Annotated in this window: 11 protein-coding genes; 6 read left to right on the top strand and 5 right to left on the bottom strand. The window is 70.9% G+C overall.

Annotated elements, in window-relative coordinates; genetic code table 11:
• The first annotated feature begins 133 nt into the window (after positions 1-133).
• A complete protein-coding gene (locus ACIQMX_RS31685; RefSeq protein WP_363076703.1) occupies positions 134-2,038 on the top strand; it encodes an alkyl sulfatase dimerization domain-containing protein in 1,905 nt (634 codons plus the stop codon).
• Between the two features lie 78 nt (positions 2,039-2,116).
• Here the strand turns inward: ACIQMX_RS31685 and ACIQMX_RS31690 are convergent, their stop codons facing one another.
• From ACIQMX_RS31690 to ACIQMX_RS31700, 3 genes are all read right to left on the bottom strand, one after another.
• Positions 2,117-3,292, bottom strand: a complete 1,176-nt coding sequence (locus ACIQMX_RS31690) for a macrolide family glycosyltransferase (RefSeq protein WP_363076705.1) — start codon at positions 3,290-3,292, stop codon at positions 2,117-2,119.
• 231 nt (positions 3,293-3,523) lie between these two features.
• Positions 3,524-4,165, bottom strand: coding sequence for a CatB-related O-acetyltransferase (locus tag ACIQMX_RS31695; protein ID WP_402483243.1), 642 nt, complete (start codon positions 4,163-4,165; stop codon positions 3,524-3,526).
• Between the two features lie 103 nt (positions 4,166-4,268).
• Positions 4,269-5,675: a lipase family protein gene (locus ACIQMX_RS31700; protein WP_402483246.1), complete on the bottom strand. Its 1,407-nt coding sequence runs from the start codon at positions 5,673-5,675 to the stop codon at positions 4,269-4,271.
• Between the two features lie 481 nt (positions 5,676-6,156).
• Here ACIQMX_RS31700 and ACIQMX_RS31705 point away from each other — a divergent pair, with 481 nt between their 5' ends.
• Positions 6,157-7,686 carry a glycoside hydrolase family 43 protein gene (locus tag ACIQMX_RS31705; RefSeq protein ID WP_402483249.1) on the top strand — a complete coding sequence of 510 codons (1,530 nt, stop codon included), beginning with the start codon at positions 6,157-6,159 and terminating at the stop codon, positions 7,684-7,686.
• Between the two features lie 60 nt (positions 7,687-7,746).
• On the opposite strand, the gene ACIQMX_RS31710 is transcribed toward ACIQMX_RS31705, so the two are convergent.
• Positions 7,747-8,457, bottom strand: coding sequence for a hypothetical protein (locus ACIQMX_RS31710; protein WP_402483252.1), 711 nt, complete (start codon positions 8,455-8,457; stop codon positions 7,747-7,749).
• Between the two features lie 208 nt (positions 8,458-8,665).
• Here ACIQMX_RS31710 and ACIQMX_RS31715 point away from each other — a divergent pair, with 208 nt between their 5' ends.
• Positions 8,666-9,454 carry an IclR family transcriptional regulator gene (locus ACIQMX_RS31715; RefSeq protein WP_363076713.1) on the top strand — a complete coding sequence of 263 codons (789 nt, stop codon included), beginning with the start codon at positions 8,666-8,668 and terminating at the stop codon, positions 9,452-9,454.
• Positions 9,455-9,525: 71 nt separating this feature from the next.
• Here the strand turns inward: ACIQMX_RS31715 and ACIQMX_RS31720 are convergent, their stop codons facing one another.
• Entirely contained in the window at positions 9,526-11,826 is a 2,301-nt protein-coding gene (locus ACIQMX_RS31720; RefSeq protein WP_402483255.1) for an FAD-dependent oxidoreductase, read from the bottom strand.
• A gap of 431 nt (positions 11,827-12,257) precedes the next feature.
• Between ACIQMX_RS31720 and ACIQMX_RS31725 the strand changes: the two genes are divergently transcribed.
• The 3 genes from ACIQMX_RS31725 (at position 12,258) to ACIQMX_RS31735 (ending at position 15,488) form a co-directional block, all read left to right on the top strand.
• Positions 12,258-13,184 carry a sugar ABC transporter permease gene (locus ACIQMX_RS31725; RefSeq protein WP_363076717.1) on the top strand — a complete coding sequence of 309 codons (927 nt, stop codon included), beginning with the start codon at positions 12,258-12,260 and terminating at the stop codon, positions 13,182-13,184.
• Positions 13,184-14,104 carry a carbohydrate ABC transporter permease gene (locus tag ACIQMX_RS31730; RefSeq protein WP_363076719.1) on the top strand — a complete coding sequence of 307 codons (921 nt, stop codon included), beginning with the start codon at positions 13,184-13,186 and terminating at the stop codon, positions 14,102-14,104. The genes ACIQMX_RS31725 and ACIQMX_RS31730 overlap by 1 nt, the downstream gene beginning before the upstream one ends.
• A 76-nt stretch (positions 14,105-14,180) precedes the next feature.
• Positions 14,181-15,488: an extracellular solute-binding protein gene (locus tag ACIQMX_RS31735; protein ID WP_363076721.1), complete on the top strand. Its 1,308-nt coding sequence runs from the start codon at positions 14,181-14,183 to the stop codon at positions 15,486-15,488.
• The last annotated feature ends 186 nt before the right edge of the window (positions 15,489-15,674 follow it).

The following is a 15,674-nucleotide window of genomic DNA, read 5'->3' on the forward strand; positions in this document are numbered from 1 at the left end:
AGAACACGTCACTCACTGTCACCGTACCGGTCCACCCCAGGCGACCCGCCGCCCATTCCTTGATCACAAAGGCCGGAGGTTGAGAAACAGGCACTGACCGGCCGGTGGCCGCGACGGACGGGAGCTGTTCGTCATGACCTACACGCCCAAAGGCGCCACGCCCACCACTGCCGCGGCGAACAGGGCGGCCGTGGCCGGGTACGACATGGACGACCGGCAGGACTTCGCCGACCGGGACCGGGGCTTCGTCGCCCCGTTGCCCGACAAGCTGTACTCGACGGACGGGCGGGTGATCTTCGATGCGTCCCGGTACGACTACCTCGGCGACGACGCCCCCGCGCCGGACACCGTGCACCCGAGTCTGTGGCGTCAGTCGCAGTTGATCCGCAAGGGCGGCCTGTACAAGGTCGTGGACGGCGTCCACCAGGTGCGCAACAACGACATCGCCAACCTCACGGTCATCGAGGGCGACACCGGTCTGGTGGTCGTCGACTGCATGGCCTCGGTCGAGGCCGCGAGCCAGGGCATGAGCATGATCCGCGAGCATGTCAGCGACAAGCCCGTCGCGGCCGTGATCTACACCCACACCCACATCGACCACTACGGCGGCGTCAAGGGCGTGGTGAGCGCCGACGACGTGGCCGCGGGCAAGGTCCCGATCATCGCCCCGGGCACCATCGCCTCGTTCGACAAGCACGCGATCGGCGAGAACGTGATCGCCGGCAACGCCATGTCCCGGCGCGCCTCGTACGCGTTCAACAGCCTCCTCGCCCCCGGTCCCGGCGGCTGTGTCACCTGCGGCATCGGAATCGGCACCGTGCCCGGTGTGACGGTCTCGTACATCTCGCCGACCGACTCCATCACCGGGACGGGTGCGAAGCGGGAGCTCGGCGGTCTCGAGTTCGAGTTCCTCTACGCCCCCGACACCGAGGCGCCCGAGGAGATGCACATCTGGATCCCGCAGCTCGGAGCGCTGACCTGTGCGGAGAACGCGAACCACTCGCTGCACAACATCCAGACGCTGCGCGGCGCGCGGACCCGCGACGCCCGCAACTTCGCCCGCTACCTCGACGAGACGCTGGAGCGCTGGGGCGACGAGGCGCAGGTCCACTACGGGCCGCACACCTGGCCGGTGTGGGAGAACGGGCAGGTGACGGCGTTCCTGGAGTCGCAGCGCGACACGTACAAGTATCTCCACGACCAGGCGCTGCGGCTGGCCAACAAGGGTTACACGCCCCTGGAGGCGGCCGAGGAGATCGAGCTGCCCGAGGAGCTGGGGCGCAAGTGGTTCAACCGCGGCTACCACGGCACCCTGCACCACGACGTGCGTGCGGTGTTCACCAAGGAACTCGGCATGTGGGACGGCGACCCGGTCTCGCTGCATCCGCACCCGCCGGTCGAGGCCGCCCGCCGCTTCACCGAACTCATCGGTGCCGAGAAGATCATGGACGAGGGGCGGCGCGCCCTGGCCGACGGCGACTACCGCTGGGCCGCTCAGATCCTGCACACCCTGGTCTTCGCCCAGCCGGAGAACCGGGCCGCCCGTGATCTCCAGGCCGACGCGTACGAGCAGATGGGATACCAGGCCGAGGGCCCGCAGTGGCGCGGCATCTTCCTCACCGCCGCCATGGAACTGCGTCAGGGAATCCAGCCGGCCACCTTCGCCACCGCCAGTCCGGACACCATCCTGGCCATGCCCATCGACATCCTCTTCGACTTCGCCGCCGTGCATCTGATCGGCGAGAAGGCCGCGGAGGCCGGCCTGCGCATCGACTTCCGCTTCACCGACCTCGACGAGACCTGGACGATGTGGGTCGCCCGTGGTGTCCTGAACGCCCGCCGCGGCGCGCACCCCGACACCGCGCTCACCGTCACTGGCCCCAAGGCCGCGCTCGTCGGTGCACTGCTGAAGCCGGCCGCCGCGCCGGACCTGGCCCAGGGCGGGAAGATCACGCTCGACGGCGACGCGACCGCTCTGCGGACGCTCGCCGGGCTGCTCGACGAGTTCGACCCCGACTTCCCCGTGGTCACACCGTGAGAGCCGGATACGTCTCCTGACGGGCCGGCCGGGCGGCGGCGAAGGCCGGAGTGACCCGGCTTCGCCGCCGCCGGCGGATCAGCCCAGCAGCTCCTCGATGAGGTCGGCGGCCCTCGGGGTCCCGCCCTCGGCCCGTACCCCGGCCCTCAGCCGTGCCGAGCGCTCGGCGACCCCGGGGTCGGCGACGAGCTCGGCCAGTGCGGTCCGCAGCACCTCGGCGGTGGCGTCCTCGGTGTCGATGCGGCGGGCCACGCCCAGTTCCACGAGCCGGTCGGCGTTCATGAACTGGTCGGCGCCCTGCGGAACGGCGATCATCGGCACGCCGGTGTACAGCCCTTCGGCACTGCCGCCCATCCCGGCGTGGGTGACGAAGGCGTCCGCCTGTTCCAGGATCGCGAACTGCGGTACCCAGGAGTGCACTTCGACGTTGTCCGGGATGGCGCCCAGCTCCGCCCGGTCGGTGTGCCGGCCGATCTGGAGGACGACGTGCCAGCCGGGCAGGTCTCCGTACGCGGCCAGGCACCTGCGGTAGAACTCGGGCCGGTCGGTGTAGGCCGAGCCCAGCGAGACCAGCAGTACGCGCTCGGCGTCGGCGGGGCGGGTCCAGCTCTGTTCGGCGCCGCGTCCGCCGAAACAGGGGCCGACGAACGTCACGGTGTCCGTGTCGACGTCCTCGCCGTGCGGCTGCATCGCCCGGGGGATCAGGGCGAGGGTGTGCTCGGGACGCCCGGCGAAGGCGTCCATGTCGGTGGTGGACGCGCCGCATTCGGCGAGCCAGCGGGTGAACTTCGCCCGGTACGCGCCGGCTCCGGGCAGCGCCCACAGATGAGCCGCCACGTCCCGCTCGTACCCCTCCCAGGCGACCATGGCCGGGGACAGCTGCATGAGCGGGCGCTTCTGCGATTCGGCCAGCGCACGCGCCGCGTACGCCCCGATGTCGTACAGGTACAGGTCCGCGGGGTCGTCGTCGTAGACGGCCCTCAGCTGCGGGAGCGCCTGGACGGCGTCGTCGAGGAAGAGGCCCATCGCGCCGATGGCGTCGTCCGGCCAGTTGTTGTCGGCGACCGGCAGGGTGGAGCCGTACGGGACGAACTCGGCGCCGGTGACCGTGATCCGGTCGGCCACCGCCGGGTCGTTGGCGTACGTCACCCGGTGGCCGCGGGCCACCAGTTCACGGATGACTTCGAGGCTCGGCAGGACGTGGCTGACGGCGGGGATGCCGACCATGGCGATGTGGGCACGGCGACGTGACATGGAAGATCACTCGATTCAGGTCTACGGCGAATAGGGACACGGCGGACCGGTGCGTCGGCCGCTGCGGCCCGGAATCCGGGTCGTGGGCGCGCACGGGGCGTACCGGACGGGGACGGGGACACTGCCCCGTCCCTCGTCAGCCGTAGAGCTGGCGGAAGAACATGCCGAGGACGATAGCCGGTGCCCGGGCCCGCCGCACATGGATTTCGCCGGGCCCGGGCGCAGCCGCCGTCACGCGGTCGGGGCGGCGGCTTCGAGCGCGTCGACGGTGCCCGACATGATCGTGCGCACATGGGTGGTGATGTGCTTCGCCGGCCAGTCCCACCATGCCACGGCGAGCAGCCGGGCGATGTCCCGGTCGTCGTAGCGGGTGCGGATGAGGCGGGCCGGGTTGCCGCCGACGATGCCGTAGTCGGGCACGTCCTTGGTGACGACGGAACCGGCACCGATGATCGCGCCGTTCCCGATCCGTACGCCGGGCATGACGGTCGCGCCGTGGCCGAACCAGACGTCGTTGCCGACGACGGTGTCCCCGCGGTTCGGCAGTCCGGTGAGCAGGTCGAAGTGGTCGGCCCACGATCCGCCGAGCGTCGGGAACGGGAAGGTGGAGGGGCCGTCCATACGGTGGTTGGCGCCGTTCATGATGAACCGGGTGCCCGTACCCAGGGCACAGAACCTGCCGATGACCAGCTTCTCCGGGCCGTAGTGGTAGAGGACGTTGCGCGTCTCGAACAGCGTGGCGTCGTCCGGGTCGTCGTAGTAGGAGTACTCCCCGGCCTCGATCAGCGGAGACTTCACCAGGGGCTTGAGCTGCACCACCCGTGGCTGTCCGGGCATCGGGTGGAGAACGGTCGGGTCGGCCGGTAGGGGCATGTCGTGCGGTTCCTCACGGGGCGGCGGGCAGGACCGGTCCATGATCGGGCCCACCGCCCCGCGGCGACAACGGTTTACCCGCGACCGCACTCCGCGTCGGAGGTCAGGGCTGGAGCGGCATCGTCCAGCAGTTGGACGATGTTCCCTTGCCCGAGAGCCTGTCGGTCATCCAGGAGATCGCATCGCCCTGATCGGTGATCAGCGGAACCAGGTGGTTGGTGAGGAGCTTGTCGCCGAGGTTCGGCAGGACGATGGCGTCGTAGGTGACGTCGGCTCCCTTGCGGCACCAGTCCACGGCGAGTTGGCGCGCCTGGGTGTGGGGCACGATGTCGTCCTGCACCCCGGTGGCCAGGCGCACCGGGCCGGTGGGCTTCAGCGTGCCGATGCGCTGCCGGTCGAGAGCGGCCTGCGCCTTGGGCTCGGCGGCGATGACGTCACCGAGGGACTTCCCGCTGGTGGTCCATTTGCTGCTCTTGGTGAAGCCGAAGCCGAAGATCGCGTCGCCGACGCACATGGTGGAGGCGTCCTTCAGCGCGGCCCGGCCGGCGTCGTTGACGTTCGCCTCGACGACGTCCCTGAGGTCGGCGTCGGCCTGGGCGAAGCCGTTGATCGACCAGGCCAGGGCGCCGGCGAGGGCGCTGCCGTCGATGCCCTTCATGGTCGCGGTCAGGTCGGCGGGCGGCGCACCCGCGTACGTGCCGGAGAGCTTGACGTCGGGTGCGTAGGCCGACTGGAGTTCGGCCGCGGACGCGCTGGCTCCGCCGCCCTGGCTGTAGCCGTACAGGCCGGTGCGCGAGTCGGGTGTGATCGAGGCGCCGGGCAGCTGGTGCGCGGCACGGACCGCGTCGAGCAGGGCGTGGCCCTGGTCGAGCCGGTTGACGTAGGTGTGGAGCCGGTCGGTCGTGCCGAGGCCGACGTAGTCGGTGACCACGACGGCGACGCCGGCGGAGAGCAGCCGGTAGATCGCCAGGGTCTCGTATCCGACCGAGACGGTCTCGGGGGTCAGGGCCAGCGGGTGCTGGAGGCTCAGGGAGGGCGCGCACTGGTCGCCCTGGCCCACGGTTCCCGAGGCCAGCGCCACCAGCGGGCGCGGGCCGGAGCCCTTCCAGGCGGCGGACGGCTCGATGTAGGCGCCGGTCACCGCGACGGCCTGACCGCCCGAGTCGGTGGAGCGATACATCAGCCGGGTCGCGGTGCCCGGCATCGGGCGGCCGTCCAGACCGGGCAGGCTGAGCCCGAGCGGCAGCGGCTCGTGGCGGATCACCGCGCCGTTGGCGGAGGGCAGTTCGGCCGGCGGGTTGTAGAAGCCGGGGATGGTGACCCCGCGGGACACGACGGGCTGCGGCCCGTCGGTGGCGGACGCGGGTGCGGCGTACGCGGCCACACAGGCCGCGGCGGTCACGGCGACGGCCACCGCGCGCATGCCACCGGGGCGTGGCCCGCGGGCGGGCGAAACCATGGGGGACGTCGTGGGGGCGGGGGACGGCGAACGGGTGCTCTTGCGGCTCACAGCTCACTCCTCGCTCTGCTCGGAATGCAGGTGATCGCAAGCTAGCAGCGGCACTTACCGAAGGTAACCCGCCAGTAAGTTACGCTGTGGTAACTGTCGGGCCGGGCCCGGCGCGCGGCGACGGCCCAGGGCGGCACGGCAGCCCGTGCCGCCTCCGTACGTCAGGGAAGAACGCCGCCCGGGCGGCCTCCACCCCGCGGCGAGCCGGCCCCGCCCCCGGCGCCGCCCAGGCACCGGACGTTCCCTCAACGCGGCTGTCGCGCAACCGACTTCACCCGCCACGCCATGCCGCGCCCGGGCGCCTGCCGACCGCGTGTGCACGCCCGCGGCGCCCGTACGGGGCACGCCCGGACGGGCCGCCCCTGCCCGAAGACCGTTGACAGCACCCTGCCCCCGTGCGACTTTCGAAGCGCTTCGACGAACGTGGCGGTGCGGCTGGAAGCGATTCCCGCCACCCGGCCATCCACACCCTGGGACGGACATGGCGCTCTTCGACAACCCCGTGATACCCGGCTTCAGTCCGGACCCGAGCATCTGCCGGGTGGGCGACGACTACTACGTGGCGACGTCCAGTTTCGAGTACGTGCCGGGGGTGCCCCTGTGGCACAGCCGCGACCTGGTGAACTGGCGGCTGATCGGCCACGCGCTGGACCGGCCGGGCCAGTTGGAGCTGCCGGAGACGGTTCCGGCCTCGTGCGGTGTGTACGCGCCCACCCTGCGGCACCATGACGGGCTGTTCTGGATGATCACGACCGTGGTCACCGACGCCGGCACCGTCCTGGTGACCGCGAAGGACCCCGCGGGTCCCTGGTCGGACCCGGTGCCGGTCGGCGTACCGGGCATCGACCCCGACCTGGCCTGGGACGAGGACGGCACCTGCTGGTGCGTATACTCGGACGACGGCATCCACGGGGTGCGCCTCGACCCGGAGACGGGGCGGCCGCTGGGCGAGCCGGTGGCGTTGTGGTCCGGCAGCGGACTGCAGTACCCCGAGGGACCGCACCTGTACCGGATCGGCGACTGGTGGTACCTGCTGCTGTCGGAAGGCGGCACCGAGCGCGGGCACGCGATGTCGGTGGCCCGGGCCCGCAGCCTGCCGGGGCCGTTCGAACCGCATCCGGACAACCCCGTGCTCTCCCACCGCAGCACCGGCCACCCCGTCCAGAACATCGGCCACGGTGACCTCGTCCAGGCGCAGGACGACACCTGGTGGATGGTGCTGCTGGGCACCCGGCCCCGTGGCGACACCCCGAAGTACCACGGCCTGGGACGGGAGACGTTCCTGGCACCGGTCCGCTGGGAGGACGGGTGGCCGCTGCCGGGGCCGGTGGACCTGCGGGCCGAGGCCCCGGCCCTGCCGCCGCACCCGTGGCCGGACGAGGCGGACCGGGACGACTTCGACTCCCCCGCGCTCGCGCCGCACTGGGTGTCGCTGAGGCGGCACGACCCGGCCGCCGTCCGCCTGGACGAGCGACCCGGGCACCTGGTCCTGCACGCCCGCGCGGACAGCCTCGACTCGCCGGGCGCGCTCGTCGTGGGGCGGCGCCAGCAGGACCCCGACTGCACCGCCCGCACGCGGATCGACGTCGCGCCGGGAGGCCTGGGCGGACTCGTCGTACGGATCGACGAGGCACACCACTACCGGGTGGAGACGGACGGCGCCGGCACGGTCCACGTCGTCGCCAGGATCGGCCCGCTGTGCCACAGCGTGGCCGAACGCACCGTGCCGCCGGGCCCGTTGACCCTGCGGATCGACGTCACCACCGAGGTCACCCTGCCGCCGTCCGTCACGGACCCGCGGGCAGCTGCCTCGCCCGGCCTCCGGATCGGCGCGCCCGACACCCTCCACCTGGGCTACGAGACGGACGGGGGCGGCTTCGAGGTCCTGGCCGCCCTCGACGGCCGCTACCTCACCACGGAGGTGGCCGGAGGCTTCACCGGCCGGGTCGTCGGCATGTACGCGACCCGGGGCAGTGCGGCGTACGACTGGTTCGGCCTGCGCCCGGCCTGACGCCGGGGGCGGAGCAGGGGCGGGGGCGCGCGGCGCGCTCCCGCCCCTGCCGCGCGGCGCTCAGTTCTGGTTCACCGGCCAGACCGCCGCGGGGTCGCAGTGGGCCGGACACGCCATCAGACAGACCTCGTTGCCGAGGAACATCCCGTAGGTGTCGGCCCCCACGCTGCAGGGCTGCTCCGGCAGGCCGGGACGGACCGCGAATTCCATGCCCTCCGGCACCTGGCAGAGGAATTCCAGATCGGCGCCGCACGCGCAGGTGCAGTACTCGGGATCCTGCGCCCAGGACGGCGTACCGCCCAGCTTGAACAGCTGGGCTCCGATGCCGCGCGGGCTGGGCACGTCGTCGAAGGGCCGCAGCGTCAACGGCAGTGCGCATACGGCGGGTTCGGGCTCGGCGGCCGGAAGTTCCGCCTGCCGCTGGAGCAGAACGCGCCAGAAGGGTCCCGGGCAGTGCGATTGCGGAGCGTCCCGGTACCGGGGCACGAGCCGCCCGCCGGCGCACTCGGCATCGGACGCCTCGTGGTGCGCTCGGCAGTGGAACAGCAGCAGGTGGTCCCCGCCGAAGGGCCCCATGTCCGCGGGCACGTCGAGCTGGAAGAACAGAGCCGGCCTCTCCCCGCAGAAGCACACGGGCCACTCCTGCCCGGGGTCGAGGAAGGGCCGGCCGCCCAGCGAGTCCCGCACCGGCCGGTCCAGCGGTTCGGCTCCGACCTCGATCACGCGTGCGGGCAGCGCCGTCCGCGCCTTACCTGCGCCCCGTCCATTCATCCGCTCACCCCAAGGCTGCCCTCCGACAACCCGGTCGCGGGCGATCAGGCCTGACCGCGACGGGCCCGGACACGATGTCCGGCCTCCCGGATGGCCGGAACGGGCGGCATTCCGCACCCGTTCCGGCCCTGGATTTCGCAGCCGCCGCACGGGCCGACGCGATATGCTGATGCAGAATGTGCAAGCGATTTGCAAAATGAGGAGGGTCATGGCTATTCGGGCGACCGACGCCGGGACGAACCAGAGCGTCGAACGAGCCGTCTCGGTGCTGCGCGCACTCGACTCGGGCCGCGCCGAGCTGCGCGTCTCCGATGTCGCCGAACTCACCGGGCTGGGCTCCTCCACCACCTCGCGGCTGCTGTCCACCCTCGAACGCCTCGACATGGTCGAGCGCGACCCGGTCAGCAACCTCTACCGGCTCAGCCTCGGCATCCTCCCCCTCGCCGCCACCGCCACCAACCGGCATCCGGTGCACCGTGCCGCCCGCATGGTCCTCCAGGACCTCGCCACCCGCACCGGGCTGGGGGCCAACGTCGCCATCCGCCGCGGCACCGAGCTGATGTTCCTGTGCAATTTCGAGGGAGCGCGCACCCCGAAGTCGTACACGCAGGCCGGACACACCGCCCCGCTGCACGCGACCAGCATCGGCAAATGCCTCCTCACCGGGCTCACGCCCAAGGAGCGCCGCACACTGCTTCCCGAACCGCTGGCGGCACACACGGACTACACGACCACCAGCCACGATCTCCTCGACGCCGAGATCGACACCGTCCGCCGCACCGGCTACGCCGTCGAAGCCGAGGAACGGGCCCTGGGCCGGGCCTCGCTCGCCGCTCCGGTCCGTGACTCCTCGGGCGACGTCGTGGCCGCCATCTCCCTGTGGGGCCCCACCTCCCTCCTCGGCGGTCACGCCGATGAGGAAGGACAGCGGCTCGCGCTGACCCGTGAGGTCATCGAGGCCGCCGACGCCATCAGCCAGGCACTGGGCGCCGTCTGATTCATCCGCAGCCGCCGAAAGGGGGCCCGTACAGGCCGGCCGGCCTGTACGGGCCCTCTTTCGCCGCGTGCCTACGCGCCGTACGCCTTGAACGCGATCACGTGCGCGTGCCGCGCCCCGTGCGTCGCGTCCACCACGAGCCGCAGCGCGTCGGTGCTCACCGGTCCGCCGTCCGCGCCGCTCAGACCGTGCACGCGGTGGCGGCGGCGGTTGCCCGTCACCGTGAGCAGGGTGGTCCAGGTGCCGTCGGGCTCGCGGCTCTGGAGGCGGTAGTCGCGCACCAGTTCCGGCATGACCTCGAACGGGGTGCGGTGGCGGTGCAGGTTGTTGAGGTACTCGTCGACGTCGTCGTCGAACACCACGCGCACCTCGGCGAGCCGCTGCACCTCGTCCCAGTCCAGGCGCAGCCACTGCCCGGCCCGCTCCGGGTCCGCCAGCGGCCCGGACGACCACATCTGCGGCCCGCCGTAGGGGCGCTGGAATCCGCCGACGGCCCGCTCGGGCAGGAACGCCCCGGTCTCCGGGGCGGCGCGGAAGCCGAAGGTCCGGCGGCGCAGGCCGCGGGCCTGCCACTCCAGGACCAGCTGGCCGTCCTCCTCGGGGATGTCGTGGTCGACGGCCACATCGCCCTCGGCCCTGCTGCGCAGCGCGAGAACCCCGTCGGTGCGCACGGGGACGAGGACCAGCGCCGCGCCCGGACAGGCGCGGACGATCAGGACGACGTTCTCCGGGGCGTCCGGGCGGTGGCCGAGGGAGGCCGTGACCCAGTGGGGGCCTCCGGCCGGGACGCTCACCGTGGTGGTGAGCAGGTGGTCGGCGGGCACGGCGTTCTCGGGGCGGCCGGTGCTCCACAGCTCCACCGTGAGCTCGACGGCCCGCCCGTCCGGGGCGCCGTGGACCAGCAGGTCGACCGTGTCGAGCGCGGGGTCGACCGGCAGCAGCAGCGCGAGGTCACGGGTGAGCGGGTACGGCTCGCCGGGCGCGGCCGGGGCCGGCTCCGCGGCCAGACGGTTCTGGTACGAGGAGGCGGTGACCCGGGCCGTACGCGCCAGGTTGCCGGGGTCGTCGTCGGACAGGCCGATCACCGAGGCGTCCTGCCGCAGCAGGGCGCGGCGCACCAGCTCGGGGCGGGTGGTCGCGAGTTCGCGCGGGCCGATGCCCTCGGCCACGCACAGCGCGGCGGCCGTGCCCGCGGCCTCGCCGAGCGTGGCGCAGGTGGCCATCACGCGGGTGGCGCCGAAGGCGATGTGGGTGGCGGATATGTTGCGCCCGGCGAACATCAGGTTCGTGACGTTCACCGAGTAGAGGGAGCGCAGCGGGATGTGGAAGATGCCGTCCGCGTAGCGCTGGCGGGCGCCGGGCTCGTCGGCGTACATCCCCTGCACCGGGTGGAGGTCGACGGACCAGCCGCCGAACGCGATGCGGTCGTCGAACTGCCGCTGCTCCAGGACGTCCTGCTGGCTCAGCACGTGGTCGCCGAGGAAGCGGCGGTACTCGCGCTTGCCCGGGAGGCTGCCGACCCACTCCAGCGTCAGGTTCTCGGCGTCCGGGAACTCGCCGGAGTTCTTGATGTGGTCCCAGATGCCCATGACCACGGACTGGAGTTCGTCGCGGATGCGCTCGTTGTCGTGGACGGTGTCGAGCTCGCCGCCCCACTCGACCCACCAGTAGTCGCAGCCGTTGTCGCCGGTGCGCAGGACACGGTTGCGCAGGATGGGCGTGGTGGTGAGGTCGCGGGCGGACGCGGGCGGCACGAACTTCACCGGCCGGCCCAGGTCCTTGGTGTAGAAGAGGATCGTCGACCCGAGCAGCGCCTCGTCCGCCTCCTCGGGCGCCCAGGGCTCGCCGAACTCCGCGCGCGCCTCGCGGCCGATGCGGTGGCGGGCGCCCGCGAGGTGGCCGAGCAGGCCGTCGCCGGTGCAGTCGAGGAACTGCCGGGCGTGGAAGGTGATGCGCCGCTCGGAGCCCATCATCCAGCCGGTACAGGAGTGCACCTCGCGTGCGTCGTCCGGACCGCTCGCGTCGACCTCCCGCACGTCGGTGTTGAGGTACAGGTCGATGTTGGGTTCGGCCCGGACGGCGTCGAGGACCACCTGGTCCCAGTAGTACGGGTTCCCCTCGGGGTTGCGGTACTGGTTCTCGGTGTAGAGCTCGCCCATGATGCCGGTCTCCCGGGCCCAGCGGTGCACGCCGTGGGCGGAGGCTCCGCAGACCCAGACCCGGACCTCGCTGCTGGCGTTGCCGCCCAGCACGGTCCGGTTGTTGACCAGGGCGACGCGCCGGCCGAGCCGGGCCGCGGCGATGGCCGCACAGGTCCCCGCCAGGCCACCGCCGATGACGGCGATGTCGTAATGGACCTCTTCTTCCCGCACGGGGCGGCCTCCTCGGTGTGAAGCACGGATTCCCTCCGCCGCAGCGGAGCGACCACGAACGTACATCACATCCATATTGTGCAACCACTGTTCAGCCAGTGGGATGTGTTGTAAGTTTCCGGCGCAGCCAACGATGCCGTCGGCGAGGGCTACCGTTCGAGTTCACGGCAGGTCAAAAGCCTCGTCGGTTCCACACAGAACCGACGATTCACCGACCAAAAGGGTTGACGCCTTCGCACGATATGGAGAACGATCCCGCATGCTGCAACTTGTGTTCAGTGCGGCAGCATGACCTTCACACAGGGCCTCGGCCGGCGCACGGGACGGCGCGGCTCACGGCTCACGTCCGGCCGCATCGTCTCCGCCCCCGGAGCGCAGCCACGTGGCACGCCCTGCACCACCGCTCCCGCCCCGTTCGAGAGGACTGATCCATGAGTACGGCCGCACCTCCACGGAAGGCCGCTCCACGTCGTGAGCGGACCGGTGGAAAACTCTCCAACGGCGCGTTCGCACTGCTGCTGACCGCACCGGGGATCGCGCTCTTCGCGACGATCATCATCTATCCGCTGGTGTCGGCCCTGTTCACCGGCTTCTTCAAGCAGGACCTGCGGCTGCCGGGACGGGAGTTCGTCGGGCTCGACAACTTCACGTACTGGCTGGACGGCGACTTCCTCACCATCCTCAAGCAGACCCTGGTCTTCACCGTCGGCGCGACGATCGTCCCCTTCGTCCTCGGGTTCGCGCTCGCGCTCGCGCTGAATTCGGGTCTGAAGGGCAGCGGCTTCATGCGCGGCCTGTTCCTGTTCCCGTGGGTGATCCCGGGCGTGGTGGTCTCCTTCCTGTGGATGTGGATCTTCAACGCGAACTACGGCGTGCTGAACGGCGTCCTCATGGAGACCGGGATCATCGACGAGTCGGTGTCCTGGCTCGGCCAGCCGGGCACCGCGATGCTCGCCGTCATCGTCACCAAGACCTGGGCGAGCTTCCCCTGGATGATGGTGATGCTCCTGGCCGGTCTGCAGACCGTGCCCAAGGAACTGCACGAGGCGGCCTCCATCGACGGGGCCGGCTCGATCCGGCGCTTCTTCGCCGTCACCTGGCCCCAGGTGCGCGGGGTCGCCACGATCGTGCTGCTGCTGGAGTTCATCTGGAACTTCCAGCACTTCGACACCATCTACGTGCTCACCGGCGGCGGGCCCGCCGGTGCCACCGAGACCTTCGCGACCGCGGTGTACCAGACCGCCTTCAAGGGCTTCGACATCGGCCGGGCGACCGCGCTGGGCGGCCTGTGGATGGTGCTCCTGCTCCTCCTCGTCGTCGTCTACCTCAGGATCACCGAGCGGAAGGGCGACGCCTGATGACCTCCACGACCTCCACCCCGCTGCCCGGCAGCGACCGGCTGCGGCCGTCCGCCGTCTCCGCCGGGCAGAAGACGTCCCGCCGCCGGATGCGCAAGGACCTCCTGCGCTCACGCGTCGCCGCCTGGACCGCGATCCTGGTGATCGGCGCCTTCGGCCTCCTGCCGGTCTACTGGCTGCTGGCCACCGCCCTGAGCAGCCCGGACCAGGCCTTCCAGTTCCCGCCGAAGTTCGTTCCCACCGAGATCACCTTCAGCAACTTCACGGCGCTCGCCGACAACGACCAGCTGATCAAGTACCTGGTCAACTCGCTCGTCGTGGCCTCGATCACCGCGGTCCTGAGCGTGATCGTCGCCACGTACATGGGGTATTCGTTCTCCAAGTTCCGCTACCGCGGCCGGCGCTCGCTGATGCACATGGTGCTGGCCTCCCAGATGTTCCCGCAGGCGCTCCTGCTGGTGACGCTGTACGCCGTCTTCTCCAGCTTCGGCCTGCTGAACACGTACACCGCGCTGGTGCTGTCCTTCACCACCTTCACGATGCCGCTGTGCGTCTGGATGCTGAAGGGCATCTTCGACACCATCCCGGACGCCCTCCTGGAAGCCGCGTCCATCGACGGCGCCTCCCGGTGGCGGACGCTGCACTCCATCGTGGCGCCGCTGGCCGCGCCCGGAATGATCGCGGCCGGGCTGTTCGCCTTCGTCCGCGGCTGGAACGACTTCATCTTCGCCGTGACGCTGGCCGACAAGGAGAAGCAGACCCTGCCGCCCGGCCTCGTCTCCACCTACATCGGCGAGTTCCAGGCCGCCTGGCCCGAGCTGATGGCCGCCTCGCTCGTGGTGTCCATCCCGGTGGTCGTCGCCTTCATGTTCCTGCAGCGCTACCTCGTCGGCGGCATGACCGCCGGCTCGGTCAAGTAGCCCCCGCACGCCCTCTTCCGCACCCTCCCCCTCCTTCCTCCCTCCCCTCCCTTTCCTCTTCTCCCGTGGAGACACCATGACCACCTCTGGCATCAGCCGCCGCGGCGCGCTGCGCATGTTCGGTATCGGCGCGCTCGGTATGGCCGGCGTCGGCGCGCTGGGTGCCTGCGCGCCGTCCCCGTCCAACTCCGGCAGCGCCTCCAACGGAGGCGACACGAAGTCCAAGGACTTCGACTTCACCTCCTGGTCGCTCAACGAGGAGGCCGCCAGACCGGCGATCGAGAAGATCATCGCCGCCTGGGAGAAGGCCGAGAAGTCCAAGGTCCGCGCGGTCTCGTACCCGTACAACGAGTACCTCAGCCAGCTGACCCTCAAGCTCGGCGGCGGTGAGACCACCGGCGCGATACACCTCGACATCGCGTGGCTCGCCGCGGTGGCGCAGATGGGCAAGCTCGCCGACCTCGGCTCCGTGGCCCCGAAGGGCGGCTACACGGACGTGGCGCTGAAGAGCGGCGTGTACGACGGCAAGCAGTACGGCCTGCCGTGGAACACCGGCTCGATCGGCGTGATCGCCAACTCCAAGCTGCTGGCGAAGGCCGGGATCGAGAAGCACCCCACCACGGTCGAGGAGTTCGAGGACGCGCTGCGGGCGCTCAAGGGGCTCGGCGGCGGTGTCGTGCCCTACGCGGCCGCCACGAAGGTCGCGCAGCTCAAGGACATCTTCCCGTGGATGCAGACCTTCGGCTGCACGCTCATGGACGGCGAGAAGGTCACCATCGGTGACGACGCCTCGGTCGACGCCGTCACCTGGTACAAGAAGCTGCACGACGAGAAGCTGATCGCCGCCGACGTGGACCGCTTCGACGCGCGCGCCCTGTTCGGGCAGGGCAAGGCGGCCTTCTACGACGACGCCGTCATCGGCAAGGGCGTGACCGCGGCCCAGTCCAAGGACAAGACGCTGGCCGACGCCATGCAGCCGATGATGCGTCCGGTACTGCGCGCCGGAGACACACCGCAGGCGCTGCTGTGGGGCGGCGTGATCGCGATCGTCAACGGCAAGGGCCAGGACGCGGCGACGGAGTTCGCCCTGCACACGACCTCCGACCTCGCGACCACCTCCGAGTACTTCGCGTCCCGGGCCCTGCCGCCGTCCACCACGGCGGGCCTGGCGGACCCGAAGGTCGCCCAGGACACGTTCACCACCGAGTGGACGGAGAAGATCACCAAGACGGCCACCGGCAGCCCGTTCTGGCAGTTCGCGCAGAACGCGCAGATCGAGGAGGCCGTGGCGAAGCAGGTCCAGGCCGTCCTGGTCGGCAAGTCGAAGCCGAAGGACGCGATGAAGAAGGCCGGCGAGGAGGTCGCCGCGCTCATCAAGCGCTGAGACGGCGCGGGGCGGGCCGGGGCCCGGTGAAGGCGGATCAGCCTTCACCGGGCCCTTCGCCGTGCTGCACGCACATTCCCTCTGGGGTATCTCAAATCCTCATTGTGCAAGCCCTATTCACGATATGGGATCTGTTGTAAATTTCCCGCGCAGCGGAGGAGTGGAACGGCCCAGGGGGCCGCTTCC

Origin of the sequence: Streptomyces sp. NPDC091416 (genome assembly GCF_044756845.1) — a bacterium.
In the GTDB taxonomy this organism is placed as follows: Bacteria; Actinomycetota; Actinomycetes; order Streptomycetales; family Streptomycetaceae; genus Streptomyces.